The 16,786-nt window shown below is 72.3% G+C and carries 17 protein-coding genes; 6 read left to right on the top strand and 11 right to left on the bottom strand.

The window, feature by feature from the left end:
* Positions 1 to 120 precede the first annotated feature (120 nt).
* The 5 genes from AB0J42_RS21275 to zwf form a co-directional block, all read right to left on the bottom strand.
* The gene (locus tag AB0J42_RS21275) at positions 121 to 405 is read right to left on the bottom strand and encodes a hypothetical protein (protein ID WP_364296898.1); all 285 of its coding nucleotides are present in this window, start codon (positions 403 to 405) and stop codon (positions 121 to 123) included.
* A gap of 76 nt (positions 406 to 481) precedes the next feature.
* Positions 482 to 1,093, bottom strand: coding sequence for a bifunctional 4-hydroxy-2-oxoglutarate aldolase/2-dehydro-3-deoxy-phosphogluconate aldolase (eda, locus tag AB0J42_RS21280; RefSeq protein WP_364296900.1), 612 nt, complete (start codon positions 1,091 to 1,093; stop codon positions 482 to 484).
* Positions 1,094 to 1,471: 378 nt separating this feature from the next.
* Entirely contained in the window at positions 1,472 to 2,425 is a 954-nt protein-coding gene (gene glk / locus AB0J42_RS21285; RefSeq protein ID WP_364296902.1) for a glucokinase, read from the bottom strand.
* A 79-nt stretch (positions 2,426 to 2,504) separates the two neighbouring features.
* Positions 2,505 to 4,433, bottom strand: coding sequence for a phosphogluconate dehydratase (gene edd, locus AB0J42_RS21290; protein WP_364297004.1), 1,929 nt, complete (start codon positions 4,431 to 4,433; stop codon positions 2,505 to 2,507).
* A gap of 14 nt (positions 4,434 to 4,447) precedes the next feature.
* Positions 4,448 to 5,917 (bottom strand): glucose-6-phosphate dehydrogenase, encoded by a 1,470-nt coding sequence (gene zwf / locus AB0J42_RS21295; protein ID WP_364296904.1) that lies wholly within the window; start codon positions 5,915 to 5,917, stop codon positions 4,448 to 4,450.
* Positions 5,918 to 6,059: 142 nt separating this feature from the next.
* On the opposite strand from zwf, the gene AB0J42_RS21300 reads away from it, so the two are divergent.
* Positions 6,060 to 7,232 carry an ROK family transcriptional regulator gene (locus AB0J42_RS21300; RefSeq protein WP_364296906.1) on the top strand — a complete coding sequence of 391 codons (1,173 nt, stop codon included), beginning with the start codon at positions 6,060 to 6,062 and terminating at the stop codon, positions 7,230 to 7,232.
* Between the two features lie 54 nt (positions 7,233 to 7,286).
* On the opposite strand, the gene AB0J42_RS21305 is transcribed toward AB0J42_RS21300, so the two are convergent.
* Positions 7,287 to 7,742, bottom strand: a complete 456-nt coding sequence (locus AB0J42_RS21305) for a hypothetical protein (protein WP_364296908.1) — start codon at positions 7,740 to 7,742, stop codon at positions 7,287 to 7,289.
* 68 nt (positions 7,743 to 7,810) lie between these two features.
* On the bottom strand, positions 7,811 to 8,539 hold the full coding sequence (locus tag AB0J42_RS21310) for a DUF2470 domain-containing protein (protein ID WP_364296910.1): 729 nt from the start codon (positions 8,537 to 8,539) through the stop codon (positions 7,811 to 7,813).
* A gap of 66 nt (positions 8,540 to 8,605) precedes the next feature.
* Here AB0J42_RS21310 and rpsD point away from each other — a divergent pair, with 66 nt between their 5' ends.
* Entirely contained in the window at positions 8,606 to 9,220 is a 615-nt protein-coding gene (rpsD, locus tag AB0J42_RS21315) for a 30S ribosomal protein S4 (RefSeq protein WP_364296912.1), read from the top strand.
* Positions 9,221 to 9,232: 12 nt separating this feature from the next.
* On the opposite strand, the gene AB0J42_RS21320 is transcribed toward rpsD, so the two are convergent.
* A complete protein-coding gene (locus AB0J42_RS21320) occupies positions 9,233 to 10,045 on the bottom strand; it encodes an ion transporter (RefSeq protein ID WP_364296914.1) in 813 nt (270 codons plus the stop codon).
* 57 nt (positions 10,046 to 10,102) lie between these two features.
* Complete coding sequence (locus AB0J42_RS21325) at positions 10,103 to 10,561, bottom strand: nitroreductase family deazaflavin-dependent oxidoreductase (RefSeq protein ID WP_364296916.1); 459 nt, start codon at positions 10,559 to 10,561, stop codon at positions 10,103 to 10,105.
* Positions 10,562 to 10,648: 87 nt separating this feature from the next.
* Between AB0J42_RS21325 and AB0J42_RS21330 the strand changes: the two genes are divergently transcribed.
* Positions 10,649 to 10,957, top strand: a complete 309-nt coding sequence (locus tag AB0J42_RS21330) for a DUF4190 domain-containing protein (protein WP_364296918.1) — start codon at positions 10,649 to 10,651, stop codon at positions 10,955 to 10,957.
* On the opposite strand, the gene AB0J42_RS21335 is transcribed toward AB0J42_RS21330, so the two are convergent.
* Positions 10,954 to 11,589: a TetR/AcrR family transcriptional regulator gene (locus AB0J42_RS21335; RefSeq protein WP_364296920.1), complete on the bottom strand. Its 636-nt coding sequence runs from the start codon at positions 11,587 to 11,589 to the stop codon at positions 10,954 to 10,956. The genes AB0J42_RS21330 and AB0J42_RS21335 overlap by 4 nt on opposite strands.
* Positions 11,590 to 11,655: 66 nt before the next feature.
* On the opposite strand from AB0J42_RS21335, the gene AB0J42_RS21340 reads away from it, so the two are divergent.
* Both AB0J42_RS21340 and AB0J42_RS21345 read left to right on the top strand, forming a co-directional pair.
* Complete coding sequence (locus AB0J42_RS21340) at positions 11,656 to 12,393, top strand: ATP-binding cassette domain-containing protein (RefSeq protein ID WP_364296922.1); 738 nt, start codon at positions 11,656 to 11,658, stop codon at positions 12,391 to 12,393.
* Positions 12,393 to 13,118, top strand: a complete 726-nt coding sequence (locus AB0J42_RS21345) for an ABC transporter permease (protein ID WP_364296924.1) — start codon at positions 12,393 to 12,395, stop codon at positions 13,116 to 13,118. Before AB0J42_RS21340 ends, AB0J42_RS21345 begins: the two co-directional genes overlap by 1 nt.
* Positions 13,119 to 13,121: 3 nt before the next feature.
* Here the strand turns inward: AB0J42_RS21345 and AB0J42_RS21350 are convergent, their stop codons facing one another.
* Positions 13,122 to 14,477, bottom strand: a complete 1,356-nt coding sequence (locus tag AB0J42_RS21350) for a S8 family serine peptidase (protein WP_364296926.1) — start codon at positions 14,475 to 14,477, stop codon at positions 13,122 to 13,124.
* A gap of 178 nt (positions 14,478 to 14,655) precedes the next feature.
* On the opposite strand from AB0J42_RS21350, the gene AB0J42_RS21355 reads away from it, so the two are divergent.
* Positions 14,656 to 16,695: a spermidine synthase gene (locus AB0J42_RS21355; RefSeq protein ID WP_364296928.1), complete on the top strand. Its 2,040-nt coding sequence runs from the start codon at positions 14,656 to 14,658 to the stop codon at positions 16,693 to 16,695.
* Positions 16,696 to 16,786: the final 91 nt, after the last annotated feature.

The following is a 16,786-nucleotide window of genomic DNA, read 5'->3' on the forward strand; positions in this document are numbered from 1 at the left end:
GATGCCTTACCGATCAGAGGATGACTGATCGTTTCGAGAGGAACCTGAGCAGAGGGGATCGGGATCCTCAAGTCGTCCCGTAGAACGCGGAGCGTGGGGCGGACATGGTTCATTGAGAGGTCAGTCTTCCCAGTCGCCGGTGCCGCCCAGCTCATTGATGCGTTCCAGGGACATGCCGGTGAGTAGGGACACGCTGGAGCTCAGCGAGCCGTCCAAGACCTTCATGGACTCGATCATTCCACGGCGGATGTGCTCCCGCTGCTGGTCCAGATAAACCTGGACGGCGGCGGCCACCAGGTCTTTCTTGGTCATGCCAAGGAAGTGGGCGCCTTGCGTGATCAGCTCATCGGTTGCTGGGTCGACCTTCAGTGGTGACTGCCGCTTGGCAGGCTGAGGCATCGTCATGGCTCCTCCTGAGGCCATAGTACCCAAGTACCTCAGGGCAGCCTGCTGGACTGCCAGGTCCGGAATGGGTGGTGACTCACCTCAGGGCGGCGGCCTCCGAGGCGAGCTTCTCGATGCGGGCCCAGTCACCCGCGGCGAGGGCGTCGGCCGGGGTGAGCCAGGTGCCGCCGACGCAGCCGACGTTCGGCAGCGCCAGGTAGCCGGGGGCGGTCTCGGGGCGGATGCCGCCGGTCGGGCAGAAGCGGATGTCCGGCAGCGGGCCCTGCAGCGACTTCAGGTACGCGACGCCGCCCGCGGGCTCGGCCGGGAAGAACTTCAGCTCCTTGACGCCCCGCTCCGCCAGCGCCAGCGCCTCGGAAGCGGTGGCCGCGCCGGGCAGGTAGGGCAGGCCGCTCGCGTCCATCGCCTCCACCAGCGACAGCGTGGTGCCGGGGGAGACGAGGAAACCCGCCCCGGCCTCCAGGGCGGCCGCGATGTCCTCCGACCGGCGGACCGTGCCCGCGCCGACCGTGGCCCCCGGGACCTCGGCGGCGATCCGGGAGATGGCCTCCAGGGCGGGGGCCGTGCGGAGCGTCACCTCGATCACCGGCAGGCCGCCGGCCACCAGCGCCCGCGCCATCGGCACGGCGGTCTCCACATCGTCGATCACCACGACGGGGATCACGGGGGCGAGGTCGAGCAGGCTCATCGGGAACTCCTCACGTACGGAAAACGGCCGGGACGAGGCCCCGACGCCGAGTGGTCGATAGAGAAAGGGACGCTGCTGCCGCCCTGACGGGGTTCCCGCCGCGACAGATCTCGCCAGTGACGGTGGTCCGTCGTGACAGGGTCCTCGCCTCGGCGGGGACGTACGTCGCCACGACGCGCATCTGCGACGAACGGGCGTCCCCGGAAGGACGCGTGCCCTGGGAAGGCCCACACCCCAGGGCGCGGAGATTCGAAGGACACGCGCCCCCCGGAGGACGCGTGCCCCCGAAGGACGCGTACTCGGGAAGGACGCGTGCCCCCGAAAGACGCGCGCTCCGGAAGCGGCGAAGGCGGGCCCGCCACTTGGCGGGGCGGGCCGTCATCGGGTCGCATACTGGGTGAGCCAGGCGGCGGCGCCCGTCAGGGCGGGCTGGGCCGCGACGATGAGCGACGTGCCGATCCCCGACAGGTATGCCGACATATCGGGGTTGGCGGTGAACCTGGCCCGGAAGCTGCTGGCGCACACGCGTTCCACGATACGGGGCAGGACCCCGCCGCCCAGGTACACCCCGCCCCGCGCGCCGAGCGTCAGCGCGACGTTCCCGGCGAAGCTCCCCAGCATCCCGCAGAACACCTCCACGGTCTCCGAGCAGAGCGGGTCGTCGAGCCGGGCCACGATCTCCGCGGCCACCAGCGGCGGCGCGTCGGCGCCGTGCACGCGGGCGAGCGCCCGGTGCAGGCGGGCCAGCCCGGGCCCGGAGAGCACGTGCTCGGCCACCACCTGGTCCAGCCCCTCCGCCCGGAGCGCGCGGACGATCTCCAGCTCCCGGTCGTCGGCCGCCGGAACCGTGACGTGCCCGCCCTCACCCGGTAACGCCACCCAGCCCTGGCCAGCCGGCACCAGGCCGCCGACTCCGAGCCCGGTCCCGGGGCCGAGCACCGCCTTCACCCCGTGGGACGGCGCGGGCCCGCCCAGCGACACCAGCTCGCCGGCGCCGAGGTGCGGCAGCGACACGGCCAGCGCCTCGAAGTCGTTGAGCAGCTTCGCGTACGGGACGTCCAGGTCGCGGACGGACCCGGCCCAGGGCGAGTTCGTCAGCTGGTAGCGGTCCCCGTCGATGGGCCCGGCCACGGCCAGGCAGGCCGCGCCCGGCCGCGCCCCGCCCGCGTGCTCCGCCAGGTAGGCGGCCACGGCGTCGGACAGCGTCGGGTAGCCGGCCCCGGGCATCACCGCGACCTGCGAGGGCGCGGCCCCGGGGGCGGTGACGAGGCCGAACCTGGCGTTGGTGCCGCCGATGTCGGCGACCAGCCACGGCAGGCCCGGCGCCGTCATCGCCGACCGCCGGAAACCAGGCGGATTGTGCCCTCCGAGGGCCTGAGGGCGGGCACGCCCTCGGAGGGAGACCAGAGGGTCACCGGGGCGCTCCGGCGGGAGCCGGCAGCAGATCCGCCTCCAGGTGACCGTCGGCGGGGAAGGCCAGGCCCGGCCCCCGGTGCGGCGACTCGGCGCCGCTGACGCCGAACATGCCCGCGCCCTGCTCCGCGTGCCCCGCCATCCGGCGGAAGGCGTTGAACAGCTCGCGGCCGGTGCCGACCCACTCGGCGTCGCTGAGCGCGCGGCCCTCGGGGGCCCGCCGGGCCAGCTCCTCGGCGGGCACCAGCAGCTCCAGGGTGCCCGCGGCCGAGTCGAGGCGGATCACGTCCCCGTCGCGGACCAGCGCGATCGGGCCGCCGTCCGCCGCCTCGGGCGACAGGTGGATCGCGGCCGGGACCTTGCCGGACGCGCCCGACATGCGGCCGTCGGTGACGATCGCCACCCGCTGCCCCCGGTCCAGCAGCACCGCCATCGGCGGCGTGAGCTTGTGCAGCTCCGGCATGCCGTTGGCGCTCGGCCCCTGGTAGCGGATGACGGCGACGAAGTCCTGCCCGTCCAGCTCGCCCGCCTCGAAGGCGCGCAGCAGGTCGAGCTGGTCGTCGAAGACCTTCGCGGGCGCCTCGATGACCAGGTGCTCGGGCTTGACCGCCGACACCTTGCTGACGGCCTTGCCCAGGTTGCCGCTGAGCACGTGGATGCCGCCGTCGGTGGTGAACGGGTCCGACACCGGGCGCAGCACGTCCAGGTCGGTGCTGCCGCCGGTCACCGGCACCCACACCAGCTCGCCGTCGCGCAGCTCGGGCGCCGACCGGTAGCGGTCCAGGCCGGGCCCGGCCACGGTCATCACGTCGCCGTGAAGCAGGCCGGCGTCCAGCAAATCGCCGATCAGCACCTGCATGCCGCCCGCGTCGCGCAGGTGGTTCACGTCCGCCTGCCCGTTGGGGTAGACGCGGGTGAGCGACGGCACCACCTTCGACAGCTGCGACAGGTCGTCCCAGGTCAGCACGATCCCGGCGGCCGCCGCCATCGCGACCAGGTGGAGCGTGTGGTTGGTGGAGCCGCCGGTCGCCAGCAGCGCCACGCACGCGTTCACGATCGCCTTCTCGTCGACCAGCTCGCCGAGCGGCGTGTACTCGGCGCCGTGCGCGGTGATCTCGACCGCGCGCCTGCCCGCCGCCGCGGTCAGCGCGTGCCGCAGCTCGGTGTGCGGGTTGACGAACGTCGAGCCCGGCAGGTGCAGGCCCATGACCTCCATCAGCGCCTGGTTGGAGTTGGCGGTGCCGTAGAAGGTGCAGGTGCCGGGGGAGTGGTAGGACTTGGCCTCGGCCTCCAGCAGCTCGTCCCTGCCGACCTTGCCCTCGGCGAAGAGCTGGCGGGTGCGGGCCTTGACCTTGTTCGGCAGCCCCGACGTCATCGGCCCGGCCGGGACGAAGATCGCGGGCAGGTGGCCGAAGTGCAGCGCGCCGATGAACAGCCCCGGCACGATCTTGTCGCAGACGCCCAGCAGCAGGCTCGCGTCGAACATGTCGTGCGACAGCGCGATCGCCGTCGACATCGCGATCACGTCGCGGCTGTAGAGGGACAGCTCCATCCCGGCCCGGCCCTGCGTGACGCCGTCGCACATGGCCGGCACGCCGCCCGCCACCTGGGCCACGCCGCCCGCCCGGCGCACCGCCGCCTTCAGCTCCGGCGGGTACGTCTCGTACGGCTGATGGGCGGAGAGCATGTCGTTGTAGCTGGTGACGATGGCCACGCCCGGCTTGGCCGTGCCGCGCAGGGCGGGCTTGTCGGCGTCCGGCGCGGCGGCGAAGCCGTGCGCCAGGTTCGCGCAGTTCAGGTGCGCGCGGGCGGGGCCCTGCGCGCGGGCGGCCTCGCCCGCGCGGCGGATCCTGTCCAGGTACGTGGCCCTGCTCGCCGCGCTGCGCTCGGCGACGCGGGCAGTGACCCGCTGGACCACGGGGTGCATGGAAGTCTCAGAAGTCACGATTCCTCCTCGTGCCAGGCGCGGCCGCTGCGCGCGAGAAGCTCGTGCGCGCCTGCGGGGCCGGTCGTCCCGGCGGGGTACGGTTCGGGCAGATCGGGGGAGGAGCGCCAGGCCTCCAGGATCGGGTCGATCCAGCGCCAGGCGGCCTCCACCTCGTCACGCCGCATGAAGAGCGTGGGGTTGCCGGCCAGCACGTCGCTCAGCAGCCGCTCGTACGCGTCGGGCACGCGAGCGGGGAACGTCTTGCCGAAGTTCAGGCTGAGCGGCACCGGCTTGAGCGACACCTCGCCCGCACCCGGCTCCTTGGCCATGATGTGCAGCTCGATGCCCTCCTCCGGCTGCAGCCGCAGCACCAGGCGGTTCGGCGAGCCGCCCGGGAAGATGGAGTGCGGCACGTCCTTGAACTGCACCACGATCTCCGAGCGCCGGTTCGGCAGCCGCTTGCCGGTGCGCAGGTAGAACGGCACCCCGGCCCAGCGCCAGTTGCGGATCTCGGCGCGGATCGCGGTGAAGGTCTCCACCCGCTTGGACTCCTCGGTCGGCGGCGTCGAGGCGGGCTCGTCCAGGTAGCCGACCATGTCGCCGGCGGCGGTGTACTGGCCGCGCACGGTGAAGCGGTCCACCTCGCCCCCGGCGATCGGGCGCAGCGCCTGCAGCACCTTGACCTTCTCGTCCCGGATCGCCTCGCGGTCGTGGCGCGCGGGCGGCTCCATCGCGGTCAGCGTCAGCAGCTGCAGCAGGTGGTTCTGGACCATGTCGCGCAGCGCGCCCGCGTGGTCGTAGTAGCCGCGCCTGCCGGGCGTGCCGACCGTCTCGGCGGCGGTGATCTGGACGTGGTCGATCCAGAGCGAGTTCCAGATCGGCTCCAGGAACGCGTTGGCGAAGCGGAGCACGAGCAGGTTCTGCACCGTCTCCTTGCCCAGGTAGTGGTCGATGCGGAAGATCTGGCGCTCGTCGAAGATGGCGCCGACCTCGTCGTTGATCCGCTGCGCGCTCGGCAGGTCGTGCCCGAGCGGCTTCTCCAGCACCACCCGCGAGCGCGGCGTCACCAGGCCCTGCCGCTCCGCCTGGCGGCAGAACGGCCCGAACGTGCCGGGCGGGCTGGCCAGGTAGAACACGCGGTCGCGGTCGGCGGCCAGCATCGACCGGAGCGCGTCCCAGCCTGTGGGGTCCTCGCCGGTCACGTCGATCGTGAGGTGGTGCAGGCGGCCCAGGAAGCGCTGCCACAGGGCGGGGTCGTCGACCGGGACCTGGGCGCGTACCTGGCTGTCCACCTTGCCGCGGAAGTCGGCGTCCGTGAGCCCGCCCCGGGACAGGGCGATGATGCGCGTCTCAGGGGAGAGCCGGCCGTCCCGGTCGCTGTGGTACAGCGCGGGCAGCAGCTTCCGCATGGACAGGTCGCCGGTGCCGCCGAAGACCACCAGGTCGGCGGTGTGGGCAGCAGGGGAGGACGAGAGCGGGGACACGAACGGATCTCCGATGATCTACCAAAGTGAGGACAGAACGGACACTATCCAGAGTTACGGTCACACACAAGCAGAGTTTTGCTATCTGAGATTAAAAAGTCGTGACTTCTCATTACACAACAGGGTGTGGTTCACTTAACCGATGTCTCGACGTACCGCAGCGACCCTCGCCAGCAGCGGCGACGTACTGCAGCTCATCCGCACCGGTGAGGCCGTCACACGGACCGACATCGGCCGGGTGACCGGCCTGTCCCGCCCCGCGGTCCAGCTCCGCGTCGACGAGCTGCTCGAACGCGGCCTGGTCGTGGAGTGCGCCGACGCGCGTTCCACCGGCGGGCGCCCCCCAGTGCGGCTGGAGTTCAACGCGGCGGGCGGCGTCGTCCTGGTGGCGGCGCTCGGCGCCAGCCGCACCCGCGTGTCCATCTGCGACCTGGCCGCCCGGGAGCTCGCCGGGCAGGACTTCGCCATAGACGTCGAACAGGGCCCCGACGTGGTGCTGCCCCTGGTCATGGACACCTGGGAGGAGCTGCTCGGCGACCGCCCGCGCTCACAAGTGCGGGGGGTCGGCATGGGCATGCCGGCCACCGTCGAGTTCGCCGAGGGCCGCACCGAGAGCGCCCGGGTGATGGCGTCCTGGACCGGCGTGGTGATCCCGCCGCTGATCCGGGCCCGCTTCCCGGTGCCCGTCCTGGTCGACAACGACGTCAACGTGCTGGCCATCGGCGAGCACCGGGGCGCCTACCCCGACCTGGACGACCTGATGTTCATCAAGGTGTCCACCCGCATCGGCGCCGGGATCATCGCCGGCGGCGGCATCCTGCGCGGCGCGCTCGGCGCGGCCGGCGAGATCGGGCACATACCGGTACGCGACGGCGGCGGCGTGCTCTGCCGGTGCGGCAACGTCGACTGCGTCGACTCCGTCGCCAGCGGCACCGCGCTCCTGCGCGACCTGCGCGCGGCGGGCAAGGACGTCAAGGACATCGCCGACGTGATCCGCCTGGTGCGGGCCGGCGACGCCGAGACCATGGCGACCGTGCGCGAGGCCGGGCGCCGGATCGGCGAGGTCGTGGCCGTGGCGGTCAACCTGCTCAACCCGTCGGTCGTGGTGCTCGGCGGCGACGTCGCCGAGGCGTTCGGGCCGCTGGTGTCCAGCATCCGCGAGGTCGTCTACCGCCGCTCAACCACCCTGGCCACCCGGCGGCTGCGCATCGAGCCGAGCCGCCTGGGCCCCAGCGCCGGGATCAGCGGCTGCGCGGTCATGGTCCTCGACCACGTCCTCTCCCCCTCGGCGGTGGACGAGTCCCTCAGCCGCTGATCGCGGGGGCCGTTCATGGTCGTGCGGGTTCTCGTACGTGACCGTACGGCGAACTCAGCGGCCGGCGCGGGACGGGCGAGGGGCGGGCTTCGCGGCCGGAGGGCTCGTGCGGGCCAGAGCGGGGCGCTTCAGGGGAAGGCCGGTGCCCGTCCGGGGGCGGGCCCGCCCGCTGGGAGGCAGGGCGCCGGCTCCGGCCTCGCCGCTCGTACGGATGTCAGGCCCGGAGGTGGACGGCGGGACGCTGGACGCGGACGGGCGCGGCGCGGCGGAGGTCCGGCGCGGCACGCCCGTGAGGTACGGCTGCGCGCCGCGCCGGGGGATCGACAGGTACGAAGGCGGCGCCGGCTCGATCGAGCCTCCGCGTTCGACGGGTCTGGGCATGCTGGCGGGGGAGAGCGACGTGCCGGGCAGCCCGGCGGTGGCGAGGACGCCCGCGAGGGCGACCATGAGGCTGCCGGTCAGCGCCGCGGCGATCTGCAGGATCCGCCCGCGCCGTTCGGTCTCTCTCACAGGGGCAGATGATAGTCAGCCCCGGAGGTGCCGTGACGCGCGAAACGGCGAATCGTGATCAAGAAGGGTCACATCGCCGGATGGTGGCCGCAGGTGCACAGCAGGCTCCGCAGCGCCGCCTCCAGGTCGTCGCAGCTGCTCGTGGGCTCGGGCCAGAGGAAGCGGACGAGCGAGCCGTCCGCCCGCACGGTCACCCCGCGGCTGTCCAGCTCCCACAGCCACACCTCGCGGGGGACCTGGCCGAGATGCCGGGAGACGCCCTTGGCGAGCTGCGCCCGGTGCGCGGCGTTGACGTGCGCCAGCACCCGCTCGGCGGACTCGGCCAGCGGGTCGGGCCCGGCCTCCAGGTACTCCTCGGCGTCCAGCACGCCCGACTCCTGCCCCGTCAGGTAGACGACCTGGGCCACGTCCACCCGGAGCAGCCGGGGCGCGTCCGGCCGCCCGTAGCGCTCCAGCGCCTCGAACAGCGCCTCGTCCGGCTCGTGCGCCGCCACCGCGACGGCCGCCGCGCGTGCCTCGCAGGCGGGCACCGGCTGCGCCCAGCCCTGGACCTCCAGCATCCCGCGCGGGTGCTCGTCGTCGCCGAGCCTGCGCATGGCCGCCAGGTTCACCGCCACCACGGCGTCCTCGTGCAGGCGGTGCAGCCCGTGCAGGGGTTCGCCGGGCAGCACCAGCAGCACCGGCCTGCCCCGCTCGTCGACGCCGCCGCGGGCGCGTGCGGGGACGCCGTCGACGGTGAGCCTCGCGACCTTGGCCGCCGCGGCGAGAGTGCGGATCCGCTGCGGGATCGGCAGCATGGGCACCTCCTGGCATGTAGGTTAGGCTTGCCTAAGTTAGCCTTACCTAAGCACAAAGAGGTGAACGTGCGCTACACCGGTCCCAAGGTGCGCCTGTCGCGCCGCGCGGGAGTGCCACTGACCAGGAAAGCCGTCCGCTACTTCGAGCAGCGCCCGTACCCGCCGGGCGAGCACGGCCGCAAGAGCAGCCGCCGCAACACCGGCGACTACGGCGTCCGCCTGCTGGAGAAGCAGAAGCTGCGCTGGTACTACGACGTGTCGGAACGGCAGCTGCGCCGCTACTGGGACCTGGCCGTGCGCCGGACCGGCGTGCCCGGCGCCGAGCTGGTCTCCATCCTGGAGTCGCGGCTGGCCTCGCTGGTCATGCGCTCCGGGCTGGCCCCGTCGATCTACGCGGCCCGCCAGTACGTGGCGCACGGGCACATCGCGGTGGACGGCCGCAAGGTGGACATCCCCAGCTACCTGGTCAAGCCCGGCCAGGTGGTGTCGGTGCGGGAGCGGTCGCGCCGGCTGCAGCCGTTCGTGGCCGCGGCCGAGGGCGTCCACGCCGACGAGCGCGTCGCCCCCTACCTGAGCGTCGACCTGCCGAACCTGACCTTCACCCTGCTGGCCGTCCCGCAGCGGGAGCAGATCCCGGTGCCCGTCGACGAGCTCCTCGTGGTCGAGTTCTACTCCCGCTGACCCGGCGGGCCGTCAGGCGCTGGCGCGCTTCTTGGCCCGCGGGGCGGCCCGGCGCAGCGCCGCCACCTCCTTGCGCAGCTCCGCCAGCTCGTCCAGGATGCGCTGGGCCGAGGCCGCGTTCAGCTCCTCCTGCTCGGCCCGCTCCTCCTTCGCCTCCTCGTCCATGGCGCTCACCACCACGGCCATGAACAGGTTCAGCACCACGAACGTGCAGAGCAGGATGAAGATGGTGAAGAAGATCCAGGCGGACGGGTGGACGTCCATCACCTCACGGGCGATGTTGCCCCAGTCGTCGCCCGTCATCGTCTGGAACAGGGTGAACAGCGACGTCGGCAGCGTGCCGAAGCGTTCCGGGGCCGTCTGCCCGTACAGCTTGGTGGCCAGCACGGCGGCCACGTAGAGCACCAGCGACAGCAGCACCACGATCGAGCTCATGCCCGGCATCGCGCGCAGCAGGGCCGAGACGACCTTGCGCAGGCTCGGGACCGCCGACAGCAGCCGCAGCGCGCGCAGGATGCGCAGCGACCGCAGCACCGACAGGCCGCTCGCGGTGGCGGGCGCCAGCGCTATCCCGACGATCACCGCGTCGAAAACGTTCCAGGGGTCGCGCAGGAACTGTAACCGCTCCACGTAGATCTTGGCCGACAGCTCGACCACGAAGATCGTCAAAGCCAGGTGGTCCACCAGGGCCAGCAGGTCGCCGTAGCCGGCCGCCACGCTGGGCACCGTCTCCAGGCCCAGGACCGCGGCGTTGACCAGGATGACGGTGATGATGAACCGCTGGAAATGCCGGTGCGCCAGCACGGCGCCGAGGCGTTCTCGCACGGGGGAGGGCTCCTCCTCGCAAGGGATGGATTGCCCGACCATTTTGGCGTAAGGCGATCACTGCTCCGGCGTCAGCCTGAAGACCCGCAGCTCACGCCCGGATCTGGCCTGGTAGCGCTCGTAGAACGGCGAGCCCGCCACCAGCCCCGGCCAGACCGCGGCCCGGTCCTCGCCGGTCAGGTGACGCGCGGTGACCGGGAACTCGCGCCCCTGGAAGACCACCGCCGCCCGCGGGTTCGCCAGCAGGTTGGCCGTCCACGCCGGGTGGCGCTCGGCGCCGAAGTTGCTCCCCACGACCAGCAGCGACCCGTCCGGCTCCCGGACGCACGCCAGCCGGGTGCGGCGCGGCTGACCGGAGCGGGCGCCGGTGGCCAGCAGGACCAGCGAGCGGTCACCGCCGACCGGCTTGCCGCCGGACCTGCGGTCGAGCAGCCGCTCGAGCTTCGGGACGATCCGCGGGCCCGCCCGCATGAACAGCTCGGTGCCCGCCAGCCAGTGGAAGAAGCCCTTGATCATCACGGCAGCATACAAGCGGCTGCGACAATGGGGTCTATGGTATAAACCCTGCTGATCGTCCCGAGAAACCGAGGGGTCACCTCACCGATGTCCTATCCGCACTACGGCCCGGGCTACTACGGCCCTCCCCCGCAGACGCACCCCAACGGGACGACCATCCTGGTCCTCGGGATCCTCAGCCTGGTCGTCTGCCAGATCCTCGGGCCCTTCGCCTGGTCCATGGGCACCAGGGCACTGCGTGAGATCGACGCCAGCGAGTACGTCTACGAGAACCGCGGCATGGTCCAGGCCGGCCGGATCTGCGGCATCATCAGCACCTGCATCCTGGGCGCGGTCATCGCCATCTACGGCGCCATCATCCTCTTCGCGGTCGCGATGACCTTCCTCAACGTCTAAGACCGCACGCAGTAATCACCGATGCCCGACTCCAGCAGGCCGAAGGCCGCCTCGGCCTGTGAGCGGAGGCCGGGCGCGATCGTCTCCCACGGCTCTCCGGCCGCCGCGCGCCGCACGGCGCAGGCCGACAGCAGCCGGGTCGTGGTGAGGATCTGGGCGGCCACCAGGCGCGGCGTCAGATCGTCGGCGTCCGCGCCGAGCTCGTCGGCCAGCGCCCGGGCCAGCGCGTCCTCCCGCCGCTGGTGGATCTCCCGCATCCGGGCCAGCAGCGACGGGCTCTCGTCGACCATCCTCGCGAACTGGACGGCCCCGTCCTGCAGCCCGTAGCGCCATCCCCGGGTCTCGACCGCCTCCAGGAAGTCGCGGCGGAACGCCCGCACCGCGCTCTCGCCGGGCTCCCGCGCGCGCAGCACCTCCACCGGCAGCGTCTCGACGAACTCCTGCCGGTCGGCGAACAGGTCCTCCTTCGTGCGGAAGTAGTTGAACACCGTGTTCACCGACACGTCGGCGGCGCGCGCGACCTCGGCCACGGTCACGTTGTCGAACCCGCGCGCCATGAACAGCCCCATCGCCGTGTCGGCGATGCGCTGCCTGGTCTCGCGCTTCTTCCGCTCCCGCAGCCCCTCTTCCATGCCTCCATCGTACCAATCTTGCAGTGACCCCAAATTTACAGCTACTCTATTTTTGGAGGCGATGAAGTGATTGAGACATCAGGTCTGAGCAAGACCTTCGACGGCGGCGTCCGAGCCGTCAGGAACGTGACCCTGTCCGTGCGGCCCGGCGAGATCGTCGGGTTCCTCGGCCCGAACGGCGCGGGCAAGACCACGACCATGCGCATGCTGACCACCCTGCTGCCGCCCACCTCGGGCACCGCGACCGTGGCCGGCCACGGCCTGCTGACAGCGCCGCGTGAGGTGCGGCGGCGCATCGGCTACGTGTCCCAGTCCGGCTGGACCGACCCGGCCGTCCCGATCGGCGACGAGCTGGAGCTGCAGGGCATGCTGTACGGGCTCTCCAGGACCGAGACGCGGGCCCGCACGGCCGAGGTGCTGGCCATGCTGGAGCTCGGCGGCCTGGAATCCCGGCCGGGCGGCGCGCTCTCCGGCGGGCAGCGGCGCCGCGCGGACATCGCGTTCGCGCTGACGCACCGGCCCGTGCTGCTCTTCCTGGACGAGCCGACCACCGGGCTCGACCCGCAGACCCGGGCGCACCTGTGGGACCACATCCGGGCCCTGCGCGACGAGCACGGCGTGACGATCTTCCTCACCACCCACTACCTGGACGAGGCCGACGCTCTCTGCGACCGGCTGCTCATCATCGACCACGGCGAGATCGCCGCCGCCGGAACGCCCGCCGAGCTCAAGGCCGGGCGCACCCTCGACGAGGCCTTCCTCGACCTCACCGGCAGGTCCCTGCGCGAGGAGGCGAGCGTCTGATGGCACGCGACACCTGGGTGCTGTTCCGGCACCACCTGCGGATCACGCTTCGCCAGAAGGCCGGGATGGTCTTCGGCGTGATCCAGCCGCTCTTCTTCCTCGTGCTGTTCGGGCCGATCTTCGCCACCATCGGCACCTGGGAGGTGCTGGTCCCGGGGCTGATCATCCAGCTCAGTCTGCTGAGCACCGGCATGGCCGGGTTCGGCGTGGTCCACGAGAGGCGGACCGGCGTGCTGGAGCGGATGCGGGTCACCCCCGCCGGCCGGCTCGCGCTCCTGCTCGGCCGCGTGCTCACCAACGTGGTCACGCTGGCCGTCCAGGTCGTGCTGCTGGTCGCGGCCGGCTTCGCGTTCGGGCTGCGCGCCCCCGCCGCGGGGCTGCTGGCCGGGCTGGCGCTGATCGTGGTGCTCGGCACCAGCCTGGCCGCGCTCTCGTACGCGGTCGCGCTCACCATGAACGAGCAGCTGTTCGCGCCCGTGATGAGCACCGCGGTGATCCCGCTGGTGCTGCTGTCGGGATCCTTCCTGCCGATGTCGATGGCCCCCGCCTGGCTCGACGCCCTCTCCCGCGTCAGCCCGTTCAGGTACGCGCTGGAGGCCCTGCGCGATTTGTTCGCCGGCCGCTACCTGACCGGCACGGTCCTGGCCGGGGTCGTGGTGACGGCGCTGTTCGCCGCGGTGGCCCTGGCGGCCGGCACCCGGGTGTTCGGCCGCCAGGCCGCCTAGCGCTCAGGCCGCGGCCGCGGCACGGCGGCGCAGGGCGGCCAGGATTCCGGCCGGGTCCACGATGCCGTAGCCGTAGTCGTAGTCGAAGCCCACCGTGCTGCGGTCCTCGGCCGTACGGCGCAGCAGGGCGCGGAGCTGGGCCGGAGACAGCCGTGAGGCCGGCCACCGGGTCCGCACCGCCGCCACCAGCCCGGCCGCGACCGGCGCCGCCGCCGAGGTGCCGGCGTCGGGTTCGTCCCCGTACGCGCCGGACCCGGTGAAGTGGGTGTACGCGCAGACGTCCGGCTTGCGGGCGGCCAGCCGGCCCGGGCCCTGTGAGGAGTAGCCGACTCGTTCGCCGCGCACGTCCACGCCGCCGATCGACAGCGCCCGCGGATGCGAGTTGGCGCCGGTGATCGGCCGCTCGGCGAAGGCGCAGCGGCCGTCGGGGCAGTCGCGCCCGCAGTTGCCCGCCGCGAACAGGATGTCCGCGCCCGCCTGGTCGAGGCTCGCCACCATCAGGTTGAACGGGTGCGCGCCGTTGTCGGAGTAGTTGCCCGGATGCCCCACCGGGAAGTCCCACTCGGGCGAGAACGACCCCCACGAGTTGTTCACCACCAGCGCCCGCGACTCCTCCGGCTGGGCGTCGAGCACGGTCCGCAGGTGGGCGAAGGCCGCCACCGCGTCGGACAGCAGCCCGTCCATGACCGAGCCGCCCGGCCGGGTGGAGCGCAGCAGCGGCAGGTCGAGCAGGGTCGCCTCCGGGGCGCCGATCAGCGCGTCGAAGGCGCACATCGTGCCGTGGTCGACCGGGAACTCGCCGGGCGTGCCCGGCACGGTAGGCGGCAGCCAGCTCCGCGCGGCGTCGAGGCGCACGTCGCGCCTCAGCTTGCCGTTCAGATGGTCGAGGTTGACGCCCGTGTCGACGACGGCCAGCGCCACGTCCGAGCCGTCGAGGCCCTCCGCGCGCAGCTTCGCCACGTCCAGCAGCCGCTCCACGTCGCGCCAGGTGCCGGCCGGCCCGTCGCCGCCGCAGACCCGGCAGGTCTCGATGACCGGGTCGGAGAAGACGCCCACCACGTCGGGGCGGAGCCCCGGCAGCAGGGACACCCGGGTGGCCACGTCGTCGTCGGAGATCGTGCCACGCACCAGCACCGAGGCGTCCTCGGCGGCCATCGAGAACCGGAGCGGCTGGTTGAGTGAGAGGGGGTCGCCGCCGGTGGCGGGCACCGGGCGGGGCAGCGCCACCGGCGTGAACCCGGTGTCGAGCTCGACACCGGGCAGCCCGTCGGCGACGTCGGCCGTGGAAGCGGTCTGGCCGGGGTCGGCCACCGCCGCCACGAGGTCGGGGGAGGGGCGGAGCTGGATGAGGACCCGCATGTATCACCACCGTGCGTGCGTGAATGAACGTTTCCCCCCACCGTGAGCCATCGCGGCGGCCCCGTCCACCGCTTTGCCGAGCCCGTGACCTGCGGAAACGCCGCAAATCATGGCGAATGGCGCGACATCCTGGCGTCAGCGGGAGGCTTCCGCGCGACCGGTCCGTTCACTAGGTTGGATGACCATGACGCTCCAGGCGCGCAAGCCGGTCGACAGCGAGGACAGCCGACACTGGATGGCGGTGCGGCCACGGCTCATCCTCGCCAGCGCCTTCATGCTCTTCCTGGAGCTCGCCCTGATCCGGTGGACCGGCTCCAACATCGTCCACCTGAGCTACTTCACCAACTTCGTGCTGCTCGGCTCGTTCCTCGGCATCGGGCTCGGGTTCCTGCGCGTCGGCCGCACCACCGCCCAGCCGTACTACTCGCCGGTCGTGCTGTTCGGCCTCGTCCTGGTGGTGCTCGCGTTCCCGGTGACGGTCGACCGCGACACCGAGGGCGTCCTGTACTGGACGAGCCTGTCCACCGCCGGGCCGCCCGCCTGGATCACGCTGCCCGTCGTCTTCTGCGCCGCCGCGCTCGTCCTCATGGGCCCCGCCGAGCTGGTCGGCCGCTGCTTCCCCGAACTGCCCCGGCTGGAGGCCTACCGCTACGACCTGCTCGGCAGCCTGATCGGCATCGCGGTCTTCACCGCGCTGTCGTTCCTCAGCGCGCCGCCGGTCTTCTGGGGGATCATCGCCGCGGCCGCCTACGGGCTGCTGCTCGTGCCCCGGCCCCGCGCCGTCTACCTGGGGCTGGTGACCGTCCCCTCGCTCGCCGTCGTCGTCATGCTGCTGTCCGAGACGCTCACCGCCGGGGCGCTCTGGTCGCCCTACTACAAGGTCACCCACCGCCAGTTCGAGCAGCTCGGCGTGCCCGTCACCGACATCGCCGTCAACGGCATCCCGCACCAGCAGGCCGTGCCCGCCGAGGTCAGGCTGCAGTGGGAGGCCCAGTACGGGCTGCCCTACGAGCGGGCCGCCGCCCGGCCCGACGACGTGCTCATCGTCGGCGCGGGCAGCGGCACCGACGTCGCCATCGCGCTGTCCAAGGGCGCCCGCCACGTCGACGCCGTCGAGATCGACCCCAAGCTCCGCGAGCTGGGCGTCTCCACCCACCCCGACAAGCCGTACGACGACCCCCGGGTGACCACGCACATCACCGACGGACGCGCCTTCCTGGAACAGACCGATCGTACGTACGACCTGATCCTCTTCGCGCTGCCCGACTCGCTCACGCTGGTGTCGGGGGCCAGTTCGCTGCGGCTGGAGAGCTACCTGTTCACCGAGGAGGCGATGCGGGCCGCCCGCGAACGGCTCAAGCCCGGCGGCGCGTTCGCCATGTACAACTACTACCGCGAGAGCTGGCTGGTCGACCGGCTCGCCGACACCGCCCGCGGCGCCTTCGGCCACGCCCCCTGCGTCGACGTGGTCAGCACCGCCGGCCACCAGGCCGTCATCACCGCCGGCCTGACCCCCGACGCGCAGCGCTGCGGCGCCGAGTGGACGGGCGCCGCCGCCGGCACCCCGCCGCCCGCCGACGACGACCGGCCGTTCCTCTACCTCCAGGACCGGACGATCCCGCCGCTCTACCTCATCACCCTCGGCCTGATCATCGCGGTCAGCCTGCTCGCCGTCCGCGTCGTGGCCGGGCCCTACCGCCGGATGCGCCCGTACGCCGACCTGTTCCTGCTCGGGGTGGCGTTCCTGCTGCTGGAGACCAAGAGCGTCACCGGGTTCGCGCTGCTGTTCGGCACCACCTGGGTCGTCAACGCGATCGTGTTCGCCGGGGTGCTGGTCGCCGTGCTCGCCGCCGTCGAGGTGACCCGCCGCTTCCGCACGCCGCCGCTGCCCGTCATGTACGGGGTGCTCTTCGCCGGGCTGCTGCTGGCCTGGCTCGTGCCGAACGCCTGGCTGCTGTCGCTGCCGGTGCCGCTGCGCGCCGTGGCCGCCGTCACCGTCGCCTTCCTGCCGATCTTCGCCGCGAACGTGGTGTTCGCCAAGCGGTTCGCCGACACCGCCGACGCCACCACCTCCTTCGGCGCCAACCTGCTCGGCGCGATGGTGGGCGGCTGCCTGGAGTATCTGGCGCTGATCGTCGGCTACCAGGGGCTGCTCGTCGTCGCGGGCCTGCTTTACCTCGGCGCGTTCGCGCTGATGCCCCGCAAGGCGCTCGCCTGAGCCCTGATTTGCCCGGCCGCCGCAGGCTTTACCTGCGGTTGTGGAATGCCTGGGAAACCCGCGCCGTTATATCCAGCGTCTGAGCGCCCAT

Source organism: Nonomuraea sp. NPDC049649 (genome assembly GCF_040675175.1).
In the GTDB taxonomy this organism is placed as follows: domain Bacteria; phylum Actinomycetota; class Actinomycetes; order Streptosporangiales; family Streptosporangiaceae; genus Nonomuraea.

What these genes read in the sequence shown, in the direction of transcription:
- AB0J42_RS21325 (WP_364296916.1), bottom strand. Translation starts at nt 10,561, where the DNA reads ATGATCAAGGGCTTCTTCCACTGGCTGGCGGGCACCGAGCTGTTCATG.
- AB0J42_RS21355 (WP_364296928.1), top strand. Translation starts at nt 14,656, where the DNA reads ATGACCATGACGCTCCAGGCGCGCAAGCCGGTCGACAGCGAGGACAGC.
- eda (WP_364296900.1), bottom strand. Translation starts at nt 1,093, where the DNA reads ATGAGCCTGCTCGACCTCGCCCCCGTGATCCCCGTCGTGGTGATCGAC.
- AB0J42_RS21350 (WP_364296926.1), bottom strand. Translation starts at nt 14,477, where the DNA reads ATGCGGGTCCTCATCCAGCTCCGCCCCTCCCCCGACCTCGTGGCGGCG.
- edd (WP_364297004.1), bottom strand. Translation starts at nt 4,433, where the DNA reads ATGCACCCCGTGGTCCAGCGGGTCACTGCCCGCGTCGCCGAGCGCAGC.
- AB0J42_RS21275 (WP_364296898.1), bottom strand. Translation starts at nt 405, where the DNA reads ATGACGATGCCTCAGCCTGCCAAGCGGCAGTCACCACTGAAGGTCGAC.
- AB0J42_RS21300 (WP_364296906.1), top strand. Translation starts at nt 6,060, where the DNA reads ATGTCTCGACGTACCGCAGCGACCCTCGCCAGCAGCGGCGACGTACTG.
- AB0J42_RS21335 (WP_364296920.1), bottom strand. Translation starts at nt 11,589, where the DNA reads ATGGAAGAGGGGCTGCGGGAGCGGAAGAAGCGCGAGACCAGGCAGCGC.
- AB0J42_RS21345 (WP_364296924.1), top strand. Translation starts at nt 12,393, where the DNA reads ATGGCACGCGACACCTGGGTGCTGTTCCGGCACCACCTGCGGATCACG.
- AB0J42_RS21330 (WP_364296918.1), top strand. Translation starts at nt 10,649, where the DNA reads ATGTCCTATCCGCACTACGGCCCGGGCTACTACGGCCCTCCCCCGCAG.
- AB0J42_RS21310 (WP_364296910.1), bottom strand. Translation starts at nt 8,539, where the DNA reads ATGCTGCCGATCCCGCAGCGGATCCGCACTCTCGCCGCGGCGGCCAAG.
- glk (WP_364296902.1), bottom strand. Translation starts at nt 2,425, where the DNA reads ATGACGGCGCCGGGCCTGCCGTGGCTGGTCGCCGACATCGGCGGCACC.